Source organism: Halorubrum sp. Atlit-26R (genome assembly GCF_003666015.1).
Lineage (GTDB): Archaea > Halobacteriota > Halobacteria > Halobacteriales > Haloferacaceae > Halorubrum.
The window spans coordinates 484295-500031 of the sequence record NZ_QPLT01000001.1 but is presented as its reverse complement, the minus strand read 5'-3'; the positions used below and the strand labels follow the sequence as shown (position 1 = coordinate 500031).

Below are 15737 nucleotides of genomic sequence, written 5' to 3'. Positions count from 1 at the left end.
CGCCGAGCCCGACGGAGGTGACCCGTAGTGCGCCCGCTCGCGGTCGTCGGGGTGTTGGCGGTCGCCGTCGGCCTCCTCGCGGCGCTCGACCGCGGCATCGCGGCCGCAATCTCCCCGACCTCGGCCGTCGTCACGCTGATCGGCGTCCTCGGCGTGGTTCAGGGGGTCCGGTACGCGAACGCGCGCCGCGACCGGCGGCGACTGCTGACCGACCCCGGCGAGCCGGAGCGGCGCGCGCCGGCCGCGGTGCCCGGGTCCGACCTCGACGAGCAGATCGCGCGGGTCGCCAGTCCGTCACCGGGCGGCTACCGCGACCGCAGGGACCTCCGCGATCGGGTTCGGGAGGTCGCGGTCGACGCCGTCGCCCGCGACCGCAACTGCTCGCGGGAGGCCGCGGCGGCGGCCGTCGACGACGGGACGTGGACGGAGGCTCCGGCTGCGGCCGCCTTCTTCGACACGCAGAGCGCGTACCCGCTCCGCCTTCGCCTGTCGGCCGGGATCCGGGGGCGCTCGAACTACTGGTACGGCCTCCGGGCCGCGATCGACGCGATCGAGCGGATCGAGGGGGGATCGTCGTGAGCGATCCCGGGAACGCGGCGGTCGCGTCCGAGTCGGACGCGTCGACGCTCGATGAGGCCGAGGCGGGCGAGCCGGAGCAGGACGACGGAGCCGAACCGAACGCGGACGACGCCGACGCGGCAGAAGGCGCAGGCGACGCGGTCGAGGGGACGAGCGACGCGACAGAAGGGGCCGGCGAGGCGGACGAAGGGGCCGGCGAGGCGGCCGAACGGGCTTCCGAGACCCCGACCGATCGCGAGCGCCGGCGCGAGGTCGCGACCGACCGCTGGCTGGGGATCGCCGGCGCGGCACTGGCGCTGGTCGGCCTCGGGGTGCTCGTCCGGCAGCCGTCGCTGGTGCTCTCGGGCGCGGTCGGCGTCGGCTACGCCGTGTACGCGCGGGCGGGCGACGCGCCGACGCCGACGCTCTCGGTGACGCGGTCCGTGAGCGACGAGGCGCCGGCCCCCGGCGACGAGGTGCGCGTGACCGTCCGCGCGGAGAACGTCGGGGAGACGGCGCTCCCGGACCTCCGCCTCGTCGACGGCGTCCCGCCCGGGCTGGCGGTCGTCGACGGCCCGGCGCGGGTCGCGACGGCGCTGCGGCCCGGGACGGCGGTGACGTTCGAGTACACCGTCCGCGCGGCGCGGGGCGACCACGAGTGGGAGCCGCTGACGGCGATCACGCGCGACGCGGCCGGGGCGCGCGAGCGCGAGACGACGCTCGACGCGCCGACCGCGATCGCCTGTACGCCCGAGCTGTCCGCCGGCGGTGACCTTCCCCTGCGCGGGCTGACGACCGTCCACCACGGGCGGGTGCCGACCGACGTGGGCGGGAGCGGGGTCGAGTTCCACGCGACCCGGGAGTACCGCCGCGGCGACCCGCTGAAGCGGATCGACTGGAACCGGCGGGCCCGGACGGGCGAGCTGTCGACCGTCGAGCTGCGCGAGGAGCGCGCCGCCACCGTCGTGCTGCTCGTCGACGCCCGCGAGTCCGCGTACGTCGCGGCCGACCCCGACGCGGAGACGGCGGTGGAGGCGAGCGTCGCGGCCGCCGGGCAGGCGTTCTCCGCGCTCCTCGACGGCGGCGACCGCGTCGGGGTCGCGGCGCTGTCGCCGCTGGACTGCTGGCTCCCGCCCGGCAGCGGGACCGTCCACGCCGCCCGGGGGCGCGAGACGCTGGCGACCGACCCGGCGCTCGCGCCGACCCCGAGCGGCGAGCGGTTCTACCGGTCGCTGTGGCTCCGGCGGTTCCGCCGGCGGCTCCCGGCCGACGCGCAGGTGCTGTTCTTCACCCCGCTCGTCGACGACACCGCGGCGACGCTCGCCCGCCGGATCGACGCGCACGGACACCTCGTGACGGTGCTCTCGCCGGATCCGACGACGACCGAGACGGCCGGCCGGCGGCTGACGACCTTCGAGCGACGCCAGCGGCTGCGGACGCTGCGGTCGGCGGGGATCCGCGCGCTGGAGTGGGGAGACGACTCCTTCCCGGTCGCCGTCGCGGCCGCGACGAGGCGGTGGTCGCGATGAGCGGGGAAGATGCGGAGAGCAGAGCGAGCGACGGCGACGACGCGTTCGTCGACTTCCACGAGACCGACGCGCGGCCGCCGACGGTCGCGATAGTCGCGAGCCTCGCGGCCGCGGGCGTCGCGGCGACCGCCGCGCTGGTCGCGAGTCCGACGGGCGGCGCGCTGCTCGGGGTCGCCGCGCTCGGGTTCCTCGCCGGATCGCTCCGGAGTTCGACGCGGGTCCTGACGTGGGGGGCGGCGGTCGGCGTGGTCGGCCTCGCGCTCGCGGGGTACCGCGGCGCGCCCGCAGAACCGCTGCTCGTCGCCGCCATCGGGCTCGCCGTCGCGTGGGACGTCGCCGACCACGGCGTCGGCCTCGGCGAGCAGGTCGGCCGGGGCGCGCGGGTCCGGCGCAACGTCGCGGTCCACGCGGGGGCGAGCCTGCTCGTCGGCGCGCTCGCGGCGGGCCTCGTCTACGGCGTCTCCCTCGCCGTCGGCGGCGGCCAGCCCGTGGCCGCGCTCGCGCTGCTCCTGGCCGGCGGCATCGCGCTGATCTCGGCGCTGCGGTGAGGGCGCGTCGAGAGGGAAAGCGCCGCCGGGAGACGAGACGAGCGCCGCGCGACGCCGGAGCTAAACCCTTATCAGCGCGCGGGTGGCAGGTACGCCCGTAATGAGCGACCTCCCGGACGACTTCGACTGCACGCTCACCAACTGGGAGTACATCTACGGGCTCTGCCGCAACGTCTCCGACGCGGTGAAGCGGGCCGACTTCGAGCCGGACATGGTCGTGGCCTTGGCCCGCGGCGGCTGGTTCGCGGGCCGGTGCGTCTGCGACTTCCTCGGGCTCAACGACCTCACCAGCCTCAAGATGGAACACTACGTCGGCGCCGCGGAGAAGAGCGACGAGCCCCAGATCCGCTACCCGATGCCGGAGGGGAGCGTGGAGGGGAAGAACGTCCTCATCATCGACGACATCGCCGACACCGGGGGCTCGATCCGCCGCGCCGAGGAGTACGTCGACGACCGGGACGCCGCCGAGATCCGCACCGCGACGCTCCAGCTGCTCGGTACCTCCGAGTTCCAGCCCGACTTCGTGGGCGAGCGGCTCGAACAGTGGACGTGGGTCGTCTACCCGTGGAACTTCCTCGAAGACATGATCGACCTCACGGAGGGCGCGATGGAGCGCGCCGACGAGTCGGCGTTCTCGCGGGAGGACCTGCGCCACTACTTGGAGGAGTTCCACGGCATCGGCCGGATCGAGATGGAGGTAGCCCAGCCCGACCGCCTCGACGAGGTCATCGACGAGATGGTCCGCCGGGACGTCGCGGAGCCCGTCGGGGAGGAGACCTGGGCGCTCGCCGAGTAGCGGACCGGAGCGATGGCCGGAGAATCGGACGACGACGCCGGTGACGACGACCGCGACGCGGACGACGACGCCGACCGTGACGCGGCGCTCGACGCCGTCCTCGCCGCTTACGATCTCAAAGACGAGCGGCGCACCGGCTGGCAGCTCCGCGGGGTCGACGACCCCGAATCCGTCGCCGCCCACTCGTGGGGGGTCGCGTACCTCGTATTGGCGCTCGGCGAGCGGTTCCGCGAGGAGCTCTCGGGGGTCGACCTCGACCGCGCGCTCCGGCTCGCCGTCGTCCACGACGCGGCGGAGGCCGAGACGGGGGACGTGGCGACCCGTGCCGACTCGACCGCCGACGCGGTCGACCGCGAGGCGAAGGTCGCCGCCGAGCGCGAGGCGATGGCGGACCTCGCCGGCCCGCTCCCGGAGCGCGTCCGGGACGCGTGGGAGGCGTACGAGGCCCGCGACTCGCCGGAGGCGGTCCTCGTCAAGGAGTGCGACCTGCTCGACACCTGTCTCCAGGCCGTGATGTACGAGCGGGACGACCGGTACGACCCGGAGCGGGGCGAGCCCGACGCGTTCCGCGAGTACGACGACCTCGACGAGTTCTTCGCGACGACCGAGCCCCGGCTCCGGACCGAGACCGGACGCGCGCTGTTCGCGGCAGTCCGCGGGCGGTACCGGGCCGCGCGGGACGAGTAGACCGGAACCACCCGAACCGCTGCGTCGACGAGGATTCGACGATCGTCGTAACCATAATCGACGTTCGTAGGCTCTCTACCCCTCGATTTCGCGCGAGGATGGTAAGAGGGTTAACGGGGGAGGTCGTCTCACCGGGTGAGCTTTCACCACGCATGTCTGACACCGATCTCGTAATCGTCGGCGGGGGGATAAGCGGGGCGTCGCTTCTGTACACGGTCGCGAAGTTCACCGACGTCGACGACGTCACGCTGATCGAGAAGGAACGGGAGATCGCGGCGATCAACTCCCACCGGACGAACAACTCCCAGACGCTCCACTTCGGGGACATCGAGACGAACTACACCCTCGAAAAGGCCGAGGAGGTCAAGGAGGGCGCAGAGCTGCTCGCGGGCTACCTCGAAGGGGAGGACCCCGACCGAGAGATGCACAGCAAGCGGAGCAAGATGGTCCTCGGGGTCGGCGACGAGGAGGTCGCCAAGCTGGAGGAGCGCTACCGCGACGAGGGGTTCGGCGACCTGTTCCCGAAGCTGCGCGAGATCGGCCGCGAGGAGATCGCGGAGCTGGAGCCGAAGGTCGTCGAGGGGCGCGACCCCGGCACGGAGCTGAAGGCGCTCCAGACGCCGGACGGCTACGTGGTCGACTACGGCGCGGTCGCGGAGTCGTTCGTCGACGCCGCCCGCGAGGAGGAGGGCGTCTCCGTCCACCTCGGGACGACCGTGACGAACGTCGACGACCGGCGCGACGGGTTCACGATCGACACCGACGACGGCGCGTTCGACGCGGAGGCTGTCGTCGTCGCGGCGGGCTCTCACAGCCTCCAGTTCGCCAAGGAGATGGGGTACGGCGAGGGGATGTCGCTGCTGCCGGTCGCGGGGAGCTTCTTCCTCGCCGACGACCTGCTGAACGGGAAGGTGTACACGCTCCAGATGAAGAAGCTCCCGTTCGCGGCGGTCCACGGCGACGCCGACGTCCACGACGACGGGATCACCCGGTTCGGCCCGACGGCGAAGCTCGTGCCCGCGCTGGAGCGCGGCCACCTCTCGACGGTGAGCGACTTCGCCGACGTGTTCGGCTTCAACCCGGACTCCGTGCTGAGCTACGTCAACATCCTCTCGGACAAGATCCTCTTCCCGTACGTCGTGCGCAACCTCGTGTACGACCTCCCCGCGGTCGGGAAGCGCGCGTTCCTGCCGAACGTCCAGAAGGTCGTGCCGAGCGTCGACGTCGACGACATCGACCGCGCGAAGGGGTACGGCGGCGTTCGCCCCCAGATCGTCGACACCGAGAACAAGGAGCTGGACATGGGCGAGGCGAAGATCGTCGAGGACGGTATCCTGTTCAACATCACGCCCTCGCCGGGCGCCTCGACCGCGCTGAAGAACGCGATGACGGACGTCGGGACCGTCCTCGACTTCTTCGAGGACGACTACGAGTTCGACGAGGCCGCCTTCCGCGACGCGACCATCGAGAACTTCCCGCGGGCCGACGAAGCGGCCGAGGCCGAGTCGGCCGACGCCGAAGCCGACGACCCCGTGCCCGCCGAGGCCGACGACTGATCCGGCCGACACCCGATCCGCTCTTCTACCGATTCGGCTAACGCCGACTTACGCGCGCGCTTCCTCCGTGACCTCTCGCTCGAACGCCTCCCGGAGCACGCGGATCGCCCGCCGCTTCATTCCGTCGGGGACGAAGACGAACGGGATCGGCACGTCGAACGCGCGGTCGCCGTACAGCCCCCAGTCGGCGACCGACCGCGTCGTGCCGCCGTACGCGATGGGGATGTCCTCTAACTCGTCGGGGTCGTAGGCGGGGACGTACGAGCGGTCGATCCACACCTCGTGGACCGGCACGTCGAGGGCGTCCGCGAGGAGTCGCTCCAAGCGGTCGTCGCCGGCGGTGAGCCACGCGGTGAACGCGTCGAGGGGGTCGCCGTCCACGGGCAGGTCGTCGCCGAGGTCGCCGCCGACCCGGTCGGCGAGCGCGATCCGGTGTTTCCAGCAGGTGGCGGGGAAGCGCCGCCCGCGGAAGCGGTCGTACATCGAGGCGAGCGTCGAGTCGGGGTGCTCGCAGGCGGCGACCCGGAGCCGTTCGAGCACCGCGTTGTCGTCGAGCTCGCGGTCCAAGATGCCGTCGACCGTGACGGGGCTCTCTCCGGTCTCCCGCTCGTACTCGCCCAAGAGCGCCTGGAGGAGCCGGTTCGCGTACACCGACTTGTGGTGCTGGGTGACCCACATGTACAGCGCGATCCGTCCCTCGAGGTAGTTGCCGATTGTCGAGAGCGCCTTCTCCGAGAGCGCCAGGCCCGCCTCGGGGTGGGCGGTGTACGCGTCGACCATGCGCTCGACGTCGAAGCTCAACACGCCCGCGCCGGTCATCTCGTTGTCCCGGGTGATGTAGTCCAGCCGGTCCACGTCGATGGGGGAGTGGAGCAGCTGGGCGCCGACCCCGTACTGCCACGGCTCGCCGCGCTCGTACGCGAGGCTGTAGCCGAGCACGTACGCGCACACCTCGAAGGGGTCCACGTCGAAATCGCGGAGGGCGTCGCCGTACTCCTCGACGATGATCACGCAGCCGAGCAGCTCGTGCGGGTTCGCCGAGCGGAGCGGTGCGCCGCCGACGCCGGCCCGATCGAAGGCGTCGACCAGCCCGGTCTCCGCGACGCGCTCACGGAGGACCCCCTCGTCGAGGAACCCCTCGGAGAGGTGCGAGAAGGGCGGATGTCCCACGTCGTGGAGCAGGCAGGCGCACGCCAGCGTGCGCTGGATCTCCTCGAGCTCGTCGACCGCGGCGTCCCGCGTGAAGTACGACTGCTGACGGAGGCTCTCGAAGACGGTCCGCCCGAGGTGGTAGACGCCGAGCGAGTGCTCGAACCGGGTGTGGTTCGCGCCCGGGTACACGAGGTGCGTCGCCGAGAGCTGGCGGACGTACCGCAGCCGCTGGAACGGCCGCGTGTCGACGACGCCCTCGACGAGCGCGTCCGGCAGCTCGATGTAGCCGTGGACGGCGTCTTTGATCTGGGTGGTGGACATCGATTGTGGGCACCACACCCTCCCGCGTCCTGCCTCTTTCGGTCGTCACCGGCCGCCGTGCGCTCCCCCGACAGCCGAGAACGCTCCGAGTCACACCGTATAAATGCGAGCGCGGCGAGGCACGCGTATGGTATCGGACGCCGCCGACGGCGCGGACGCGCGGCCGGACGCCGGGGACGGGACGGACCCGCAGTCGGACGCTCCCGACGTGGCCGGCCCCTCGCTCGTCGACCGCTGGACCGCGCTCGACCGCGGCTGGCAGGCGCTCGCGCTGGGGCTCGGGATCGTCGCCGCGCACCTCGTCGGACAGGCGCTGTGACGGGGGTCGTCGAGGCGGTCCGGGCGCACCTACCCGGCCTCGCGCTGCTCGCGGGCGGCGCGGTCGCGGCGACGCTCGTCGCGGGCGCGGTCCCGGGCCTCCAGCCGCTCGTCGTCGCCGTCGCGATCGGCGTCGGAATCGGGAACACCGTCGGGATTCCCGAGATCGCGGAGCCCGGCGTCGGCGTCGACAAGCTGTTCTTGGAGACCGGGATCGTCCTGCTCGGCGCGGCGGTCGCGGTCGAGGAGTTCCTGACCGCCGGCCCGACCGTCCTCGGCCTCGTGGTGGCGGTCGTCGCCGGCGGGCTCCTGTTCGCGGAGGTCGTCGCGCGCGGCCTCTTCCGGATCGGGTCGCCGACCTCCTCGCTGCTGGCCGCGGGCGCGAGCATCTGCGGCGTCTCCGCGGTCGTCGCGATCGGGAGGGTGCTCGACTCGCGCGGGGCCGCGATCACCTTCGCGGCCGCGACGATCCTGCTGTTCGACGCCGCGACGCTCGTCGCGTTCCCGCTGGCGGGCGAGTGGCTCGGCCTGACGAGCCGGCAGTTCGGCGTCTGGGCGGGCGTAAGCATGTTCTCGACCGGCCCCGTCGCGGCCGCGGGGTTCGCCTACTCGCCCGAGGCGGGCCAGTGGGCGACCGTGACGAAGCTGGCGCGTAACTCGCTTCTGGGCGGCGTCGCGGTCGCGTACTCGCTGGCGTACACGGCGCGCTCGGCCGCCGACCCCGGCGTCCGACGCCTCTGGGCGGAGTTCCCGAAGTTCCTGCTCGGCTTCCTCGTCGTGGCGGCGGTCGCCAACAGCGGGCTGCTCTCGCCGGCCGCGCTGGCGTCGATCGGCCGCGTCTCGGACGCGCTGTTCGCGCTGGCGTTCGTCGGCCTCGGGCTCTCGATCCGGGTCGACGACATGCGCGCGGTGGGGGCCGCGCCGGTCGGCGCCGTCCTCGTCCACCTGCTCGCCGTGAGCGCGGTCGCGCTTGCTGCGGTGCGCTGGCTGCTGTGAGCCGCGTCGGGCGCCGAGCCGTCGACCGCGCTCCGGGCCGTCGACCTCGACCCGCCGTCGATCGGGTTCACTCCTTATAAGTAGCGAGCGGGCGCACTCCGGGTATGGGAACCATCGGATTCATCGGCGGCAGCGGCATCTACGAGGCGCTCCCCCTGAACGACGTGCGCGAGGTCGAGTTCGACACGCCGTACGGCGAGCCGAGCGACGCCGTGACGATCGGCGAGTTCGGCGACACGGGCCGCGAGGTGGCGTTCCTCCCGCGACACGGCTCGGACCACGGCGTCTCGCCGACCGACCTGCCGTACCGCGCGAACATGTACGCGTTAAAGAAGGCGGGCGTCACCCACATCTTCGCGTCGAACGCGGTCGGGAGCCTGAAGGAGGAGCTTGAGCCCGGGACGCTCGTCGTCCCCGACCAGATCTACGACCGGACGAAGGGCCGCGACCTCTCCTTCTACGGCGACGGCGTCGTCGTCCACCAGCCGTTCGCGGACCCGTACAGCCCGGAGCTCGTCGACCACCTCACCGAGGCCGCCGAGTCCGCCGCGCCCGAGGACACGAAGGTCGTGAAGGGCGGCACCTACGTCTGCATCGAGGGGCCGCAGTACTCGACGCGCGCGGAGTCGGAGTTTTATAAGAGCCAAGGCTGGGACCTCGTCGGCATGACCGCGATCCCGGAGGCGAAGCTGGCCCGGGAGGCCGAGATCGCGTACGCGACGATCGCCGGCGTCACCGACTACGACGTCTGGAAGGCGGACAGCGAGGTGACGCTCGAAGAGGTGCTCGAAAACGCCGAGAAGAACCAGAAGGCGATCAAGGCCGCCGTCGAGGCGGCCGTGCGGACGCTCCCCGACGATCTGGAGTGCGAGGCGCACACCGGGCTCGAAGGCACCGTCAACACGCCGACGGAGGCGATCCCGGAAGAAACGCAGGAGCGCGTCGAGCCGCTGCTGGGCGACTACTTATAAATAAACGAGGCGGTGGCGCGTGCCGGTGAGCGCCGCATCGCGGCGCGAACCGCACGCGCGAGGGACGCCGCGAGCGACCGGAGGGAGTGAGCGGCGAGGCTGGGGAGGCGTGAGGTGTCGTGCGGTTGCGGTCGGGTGGGACTCAAAGGGGCAGTCGCGAGGCGGGCGCAGGCGACGCAAGCACTGGAGCGAGAGAGCGAACGGAGTGAGCGACCGAGTGAAGCGCGCAGCGAGCGTGCGCCCGCCTCGCGACTGGGGCTTTGAGGATGGTCGCCGCCGATTTTTAAATAGCGACGTATCGCCGAGCGACTGGGGCTTTGGAAGTGCTCTCCGCGGGAGCAGCCGCCTATTAGTCGTCGAACACGTCGAACGTGAACTCCTCGTCGGACTCCCGGACCAGTCGCTCGGAGCCGTCGTGGTCGGAGAGGGCCCCGGACTCCATCGACTCGTGGACCCGCTCGACCGCGTCCGGCGTCACCTTCTCCGTCACCTCGAAGGTCGTCACCGGGGAGACGAGTCCCCACAGCGCGCCGGCCGAGTGCGCGAGGAAGGCGACCGGCGTCAACAGGAGGTAGAGCGGCCATGTGAGGGGATGCTTGTCGTACGCGGCCGCGCCGACGAGCGTATAGACGAACAGGATCCCGAACAGCGCCAGCGACGCGGTACGGTACCACTCCATGCCGGGCGCGGTACCGGGGAAGATCAGCGACGCGAAGACGAGGAGCGGGACCAGCGGCGAGAGCGACCACGCGATGACTCGGGTGTAGTAGACGGGCCGGTACCTGAGCGGGAGGAGGTGGCCGTCGGCGCGCGTGCCCGAGATCCACCGCCGGCGCTGCTTGGCCATCGCGCGTAGCGACGGCGGCGCCTGATTGCGGAACCGGACGTCGAGGACGGCGAAGGAGACGCCGAGCTGATCCGCGGCCCGCCAGATGAAGTTCGTGTCCTCGGTGATGGTCGCGACGTCCCACGTGATCGACTGCTCTAAGGAATGCCGAACCGCGACGCCGCCGCCCCACGCGTACAGCGGGTAGCGAAGTTTGTGGAACGCGAACTGCTCGTACTGGTAGCCGACCCGAAAGATCTCGCTCAGGTACGCGACCCGCGAGCCGGTGTACAGCGGCTTCTCCGTGAACTGGACCACGTCGGCGTCGGGGAGCCCCTCGAAGCCGGCCATGATCGTGTCCTCGTCGAGGTAGAGGACGTACTCGCGGTCACAGGGTACCACGCGACGCGCCCACTCGACGGCGCGGCCCTTGTTGGTCGCGTCGCACTCGAACTCCTCGGGGACCACGTGGACGTCCGCCCCCTCGACGTCGATCGGCTTCTCCGCGATCACGCGCACGTCGTCGAGCGCCTGCGGGACCGCGTTGACGGTCGCCTGTACGACCTCCTCGGCGTCGATCGTCAGGATGCGGACCTGAACGTCGTCGTACCCCCACTCGACCTCGTCGGGCTCGACCCGGCCGCCGCGAGCGAGCACCGTCGCCTCGAAGAGCCACCAGACCGCCGAGGCGCCGTACAGCAGGAGGGCGACCCACAGCGCCGCGACGACGGCGGCGAGCGCGGGGTTCCCGGTCGCGAACGATATCACTACCAACGTGTGTCGCGATACCGGCAAGAACGTGTCGGAACGCGATCACGCTCGAGAGGAGTCCGGGGGACCGAACACGGGGGACTCGGATCGCCGCCGGCGGTTCAGTCCGCGATCGCTTCCGACTCGCCGGTCATCGCGGTCGGGTCCTTCACCCACAGGTCGCCGAACAGGTCGTCCTGCTGGAGCCGGACCGAGCCGCGGTGGGCCATGAACAGCAGCGCGAGGTACGTCATGAACGGGCGGCCGCCCGCGGTCTCGATCTCGGCGAACAGCACCTCCGTGCGCCCGCGGTCGAAGTGCGTCCGGAGCGTGTTGTCGATCTCCACGATGACCTCCTCGATGTCCTCGTCGTGGGTGCGGTCGGTCGCCTCGCCCGCGGTCGGCTCCCCGTCCTGGCGGAACTCGTCGCCGGCGTGGTAGTCGAGCGTCTGCGTGCCGCGGGCGTGGCCGTGCGGCGACTCCGAGGTGTCGTACTCGCGGGAGTCCTTCCACCACGAGCCGCGCTCCGCCTCGCGCAACTCGCGGACCAGCTCGTCGAGCGTCTCCGGCGACCCGCGGGTGTTCTTGCGGTCGAGCCGGCGGTCCATCTCCGCCTCCAACTCGTCGACGGGGTCGAAGTCGCCGTCGGCGGGGTCGGGCGCGCCGCCCTCCATCGCGACCTCCCACGGCTCCGGCTCGGGCTCGTCATCCTCGTCGTCGTCCGCCAGCATGCCGTCGCTTTTCATCCGCAGCAGGACGCTGGCGTAGAACAGCGCCCGCCCGGTCGTCCGGAGGTCCGTCTCGTCGAGCTTCTCCAAGAACGCGTCCGTCACCTGGACGATGTCGATATCCCACGGCTCGATCTCGCCCTCCTCGGCGAGCTGGACGAGGAGCTCTACGGGCTCGACCTCGTCGTCGTCGGTCTCGTCCGGAGGCGAGACGTCGGGCACCGGGTCGGATTCGTCCGCCGCGTCCGAGCCGGGTCCGTCGGTCGGGTCCGAGTCGGACTCGGCGGTCGAGTCGGTACCGCCGTCGTCCGAGGCGTCGTCGGCGAACGGGTCGGCGCCGTCGCGCTCGCTCGTCAGGTCGATGTCCGGGACGCCGCCGTCGGCGGCGCGGTCGCCATCGTCAGTCATCCGCGCTCACCCCCTCCTCGTCCGCGTCGTCGCCGAACTGCATCCCGGTCACCGCCGAGAGGTTATCGCCCTGCATCGTGACGCCGATGGCGCGGTCGGAGCGCTCTAAAAGCGCCGAGCGGTGGCCGACGACGACGAACTGGGCCTCCTGAGCGAGTTCCTCGATCATCTCGCCGACGCGCTCGGCGTTGACCGCGTCGAGGAACGCGTCGATCTCGTCGAGCGCGTAGAACGGCGCGGGGTTGTGGCGCTGGACGGCGAAGATGAACGAGAGGGCGGTCAGCGACTTCTCGCCGCCGCTCATCGCGTCGAGCCGCTGGACCGGCTTGTCCGCGGGCTGCGCCTTCATCGCCAGTCCCTCCTCGAACGGGTCCTCGGGGTTCTCCAAGACGAGCTCTCCGGTCCCGGCCGAGAGCCGCGCGAAGATGTCCTCGAAGTGGTCGTTGATCGACTCGAACGTCTCCATGAACGTCTCCTTCTTGGCCGCCTCGTACCCCTCGATGCGCTCCTCGATGGCGTCGCGCTCCTCGACGAGCACGTCGCGGCGCTCCTGGAGCTCGTCGAGCGCCGCCTGGACCTCCTCGTACTCGTCGATCGCGAGCATGTTCACCGGTTCGAGCGCCTCCATCTCGGCCTCTAACTCCTCGATCCGCGACTCCACCTCGTCGAGGTCGGGGATCTCGTCGGCGTCGTAGGCGCCGACCTGCGACTCCAACTCGTCGATCTCCCACTCCAAGCGGTCGCGGCGGTCGGTGAGGTCCGAGAGGTCCGACTCCGCCTCCGAGACGAGCGACCGCTGCTCGTCGCGCTTCCGGGTCGCCTCGCGGATCTCCTCGCGGAGCTCCTCCCGCTCTTCTTTCAGCTCCGTGAGCTCCGCTTCGAGGTCGGCGATCGCTTCCTTCTTCTCGGCGAGCTCCGCCTCCTTCTCCTCGATCGCGGCTTCGTGCTCGGCGATCGCCTCCTCTGCCTCCGCCTTCGCGTTCTGCGCCTCCTCGACGTCGTCGTGGAGGTCGTCGAGGGCGTCCTCGGCGTACCCCTTCTCCAACTCCAGCTCGTTGATCCGGCCGTCGAGCGAGTCCATCCGGTCTTCGAGGTCGTCGATCTCCGCGCGGATCTCGTCGGCGCGCTCGGAGAGCTCCGGGATCTTCGAGTCGGCGAGCTCGGCCTCGATGTCGTCGATCTCGGCCGCGAGCTCGTCGATCTCCGCGTCGGTCTCCGCGAGCTCCTCGTCGAGCGCCGTCATCTGCTCGTCGACGGACTCGCGTTCCGCCTCCAGCTCCTCCAGTTCGTCTTCCAGCTCCTCGATCCGATCTTCCGCGTCCGACAGGTCGTCCTCGGCGCGCTCGACGTCCGCCTCAAGCGAGCGGACGCGCTCGGCCGCGTCCGCCTTCCGGTCGCGCGCGTCCTCAATGTCGTCGTCGAGCGCGTCGATCTCCGACTGGACCGACTGCCGCTCGTCCTCGAGGTCGGATATCTCCGTCGCGAGCCGCTCCAGTTTGCCGCCGCCGGACTTCGTGAACGAGTAGCGGGAGCCGCCGCCGGAGCCGCCGGTCATCGCGCCCGACTTCTCGACGAGGTCGCCGTCGAGCGTGACCATCCGGTAGTCGCCCATCAGGTCGCGGGCGGTCGACATGTCCTCGACGACGAGCGTCGAGCCGAGCACGTACGAGAAGATCGAGTCGTACTCGGCGTCGTAGTCGACGAGGTTGCGCGCGAAGTCGACGACGCCCGGCACCGACGGCTTCCGCGGGAGGCTCCGGTCGTCCATCTTCGTGATCGGGAGGAACGTCGCCCGCCCCGCGTTGCGCTGCTTGAGGTAGTCGATACAGGTCGAGCCGACGCCGTCGTCGTCGACGACGACGTTGGCCAGCCGGCCGCCCGCGGCGGTCTCGCAGGCCTCGGCGTACTCGGCCTCGACCGAGCCCAGCTCGCCGACGGCGCCGTGGACGCCGTCGATGCCGCCGTTCTTCACTTCGGTGACCGCGCGGGGCCAGGAGGCGTCGCCGCGCTGGTCCGCGGCCGCCTCCAGCTTGGCGTACTCGTTCTGCTTCTCGCGGAGGGTGTCTTCGATCTCCTCCAAGCGCTCCTCCGTCTCGGCCTTCTCGGCGAAGAGATCCGCGACAGCGTCCTCGATGGTCGCCTGGTTCTTCTCGGCCTTGTCGAGCTCGCTCTTCAGCTCGGAGATGCGCGCCTTGTGCTCCGGGAGCGACTCGCGGGCCGCCTCTAACTCCTCGCGGGCCTCGCTCACGGCGTTCGAGCGGCGGCGGGCCTCGTCGAGCAGCCGGTCCTTCTCGCGTTGCGTCTCGTTCTTCTCCTCGCGGAGCGACTCGATCGCTTCCTTCTTCTCCGCGAGATCGCTTTTTAGCTCGTCGAACTCCGTGTCCGCGCCCTCGATCTCGGCCTCGACGTCGGCGAGCTCGGAGCGCTTCGTCGCCAGCTCCGACTTCACCGACGCCTTCTCCACCTTCGTCTCGCGGATCTCGGCGTCGAGCTCCTCGACCTTCTCCTCCTTGCGGTCGATCTGGACGAACGCCTGCCGCCGGTCGTTCTCCGCCGACTCGGCGCGCGACTCGGCCGACTCGATCCGGTCCTCCAGCCGCGAGACCTCGCCTTTGATCTCCTCTATCTCCGAGCGGATCTCGATCTGCTCCTCCTCTCCCTTCGTCTCGATCTCGTGGTTGAGGTCCGCGAGGTCCTCTTCGAGGCGCGTGAGCTTCCCCTGTCTGGCGTCGAGCTCCTCGCGGAGGTCGTCGAGGTCCGCTTCGGCCTCGTCGACCTCGCCCTCGACGTCCGCGAGCGCGTCGCGCTTCTCCTCTAACTCGGAGGCCTTCCGGAACCCGCGGTACTCCTCGAGCTCGTCGCGGAGCTCCTGGTACTGGAGGGCGGTCTCGCGCTCGTCGGCGAGCTGGTCGAGGCGGTCCTCCTTCTCGCCGATGCGGAGGTCCGCCTCGCCGATCCGGTCCTCGACCGTGTCGAGCTCCTCGTAGGCGGCCTCCTTCTTCTCGTCGAACTCCGCGACGCCCGCGATCTCGTCGATTATCCCCCGCCGCTGGTAGGGGGTCATGTTGATGATCTCGGTGACGTCGCCCTGCATCACCACGTTGTACCCCTCCGGGGTCACGCCCGCGGCCGCGAGCAGGTCCTGAACGTCCGAGAGGTTCACCGAGCGCCCGTTGAGGTAGTAGTACGAGTAGTAGTTGTCCTCGGTCTCCTTCACGCGGCGCTTGATCGTGATCTCGGAGACGTCGCCGACGTTCTCCGTGCCGGCCGCGGAGACGACCTGCGACCGGTCGAGGGTGCCGTCCTCGTTGGAGAGCACGACCGTGACGGAGGCCTCGCTCGGCCCGGCGGCGGCCTCGCCGTCGTCGTGGCCGGGGTTGTAGATGAGGTCGGTGAGCTTCTTCGCGCGGATCCCGCGGGTGCGGGCGAGCCCGAGCGCGAACAGCACGCCGTCGATGATGTTCGACTTCCCGGAGCCGTTCGGGCCGGTGACGACGGTGAAGTCCTCGTAGAAGGGGATCCTCGTCGTTCGCCCGAAGCTCTTGAACCCGTCTAAAACGACTTCAGTGATGTGCATGGGGGCGGAGGCGACC

At 70.9% G+C, this 15737-nt stretch carries 13 protein-coding genes; 9 read left to right on the top strand and 4 right to left on the bottom strand.

Features of this window, described 5'->3' with window-relative positions; translation table 11 throughout:
- Positions 1-27 precede the first annotated feature (27 nt).
- The 6 genes from DVK07_RS02395 to DVK07_RS02370 all read left to right on the top strand — a co-directional run bounded on the left by DVK07_RS02395 (position 28) and on the right by DVK07_RS02370 (position 5674).
- Entirely contained in the window at positions 28-579 is a 552-nt protein-coding gene (locus DVK07_RS02395; RefSeq protein ID WP_121595547.1) for a hypothetical protein, read from the top strand.
- Positions 576-2087 (top strand): DUF58 domain-containing protein, encoded by a 1512-nt coding sequence (locus DVK07_RS02390; protein WP_121595546.1) that lies wholly within the window; start codon positions 576-578, stop codon positions 2085-2087. Before DVK07_RS02395 ends, DVK07_RS02390 begins: the two co-directional genes overlap by 4 nt.
- Positions 2027-2635, top strand: coding sequence for a hypothetical protein (locus tag DVK07_RS02385; RefSeq protein ID WP_121595545.1), 609 nt, complete (start codon positions 2027-2029; stop codon positions 2633-2635). Before DVK07_RS02390 ends, DVK07_RS02385 begins: the two co-directional genes overlap by 61 nt.
- 100 nt (positions 2636-2735) lie before the next feature.
- Positions 2736-3431, top strand: a complete 696-nt coding sequence (locus tag DVK07_RS02380) for a phosphoribosyltransferase (protein WP_121595544.1) — start codon at positions 2736-2738, stop codon at positions 3429-3431.
- A 12-nt stretch (positions 3432-3443) separates the two neighbouring features.
- On the top strand, positions 3444-4118 hold the full coding sequence (locus DVK07_RS02375; protein WP_121595543.1) for an HD family hydrolase: 675 nt from the start codon (positions 3444-3446) through the stop codon (positions 4116-4118).
- Between the two features lie 152 nt (positions 4119-4270).
- Complete coding sequence (locus DVK07_RS02370) at positions 4271-5674, top strand: FAD-dependent oxidoreductase (protein WP_121595542.1); 1404 nt, start codon at positions 4271-4273, stop codon at positions 5672-5674.
- Between the two features lie 48 nt (positions 5675-5722).
- Here DVK07_RS02370 and DVK07_RS02365 read toward each other — a convergent pair whose 3' ends face one another.
- The gene (locus DVK07_RS02365) at positions 5723-7147 is read right to left on the bottom strand and encodes an HD domain-containing protein (RefSeq protein WP_121595541.1); all 1425 of its coding nucleotides are present in this window, start codon (positions 7145-7147) and stop codon (positions 5723-5725) included.
- Between the two features lie 127 nt (positions 7148-7274).
- Between DVK07_RS02365 and DVK07_RS02360 the strand changes: the two genes are divergently transcribed.
- The 3 genes from DVK07_RS02360 to mtnP all read left to right on the top strand — a co-directional run bounded on the left by DVK07_RS02360 (position 7275) and on the right by mtnP (position 9432).
- Entirely contained in the window at positions 7275-7466 is a 192-nt protein-coding gene (locus tag DVK07_RS02360; protein ID WP_121595540.1) for a hypothetical protein, read from the top strand.
- Positions 7463-8461 (top strand): YeiH family protein, encoded by a 999-nt coding sequence (locus DVK07_RS02355; protein ID WP_121595539.1) that lies wholly within the window; start codon positions 7463-7465, stop codon positions 8459-8461. The genes DVK07_RS02360 and DVK07_RS02355 overlap by 4 nt, the downstream gene beginning before the upstream one ends.
- A gap of 104 nt (positions 8462-8565) precedes the next feature.
- Complete coding sequence (gene mtnP / locus DVK07_RS02350) at positions 8566-9432, top strand: S-methyl-5'-thioadenosine phosphorylase (protein ID WP_121595538.1); 867 nt, start codon at positions 8566-8568, stop codon at positions 9430-9432.
- 349 nt (positions 9433-9781) lie between these two features.
- On the opposite strand, the gene DVK07_RS02345 is transcribed toward mtnP, so the two are convergent.
- The 3 genes from DVK07_RS02345 to smc form a co-directional block, all read right to left on the bottom strand.
- A complete protein-coding gene (locus DVK07_RS02345) occupies positions 9782-11026 on the bottom strand; it encodes a glycosyltransferase family 2 protein (RefSeq protein ID WP_121595537.1) in 1245 nt (414 codons plus the stop codon).
- 104 nt (positions 11027-11130) lie between these two features.
- Positions 11131-12144 (bottom strand): ScpA family protein, encoded by a 1014-nt coding sequence (locus DVK07_RS02340; RefSeq protein WP_121595536.1) that lies wholly within the window; start codon positions 12142-12144, stop codon positions 11131-11133.
- The gene (gene smc / locus DVK07_RS02335) at positions 12137-15721 is read right to left on the bottom strand and encodes a chromosome segregation protein SMC (protein WP_121595535.1); all 3585 of its coding nucleotides are present in this window, start codon (positions 15719-15721) and stop codon (positions 12137-12139) included. Before smc ends, DVK07_RS02340 begins: the two co-directional genes overlap by 8 nt.
- Between the last annotated feature and the right edge of the window lie 16 nt (positions 15722-15737).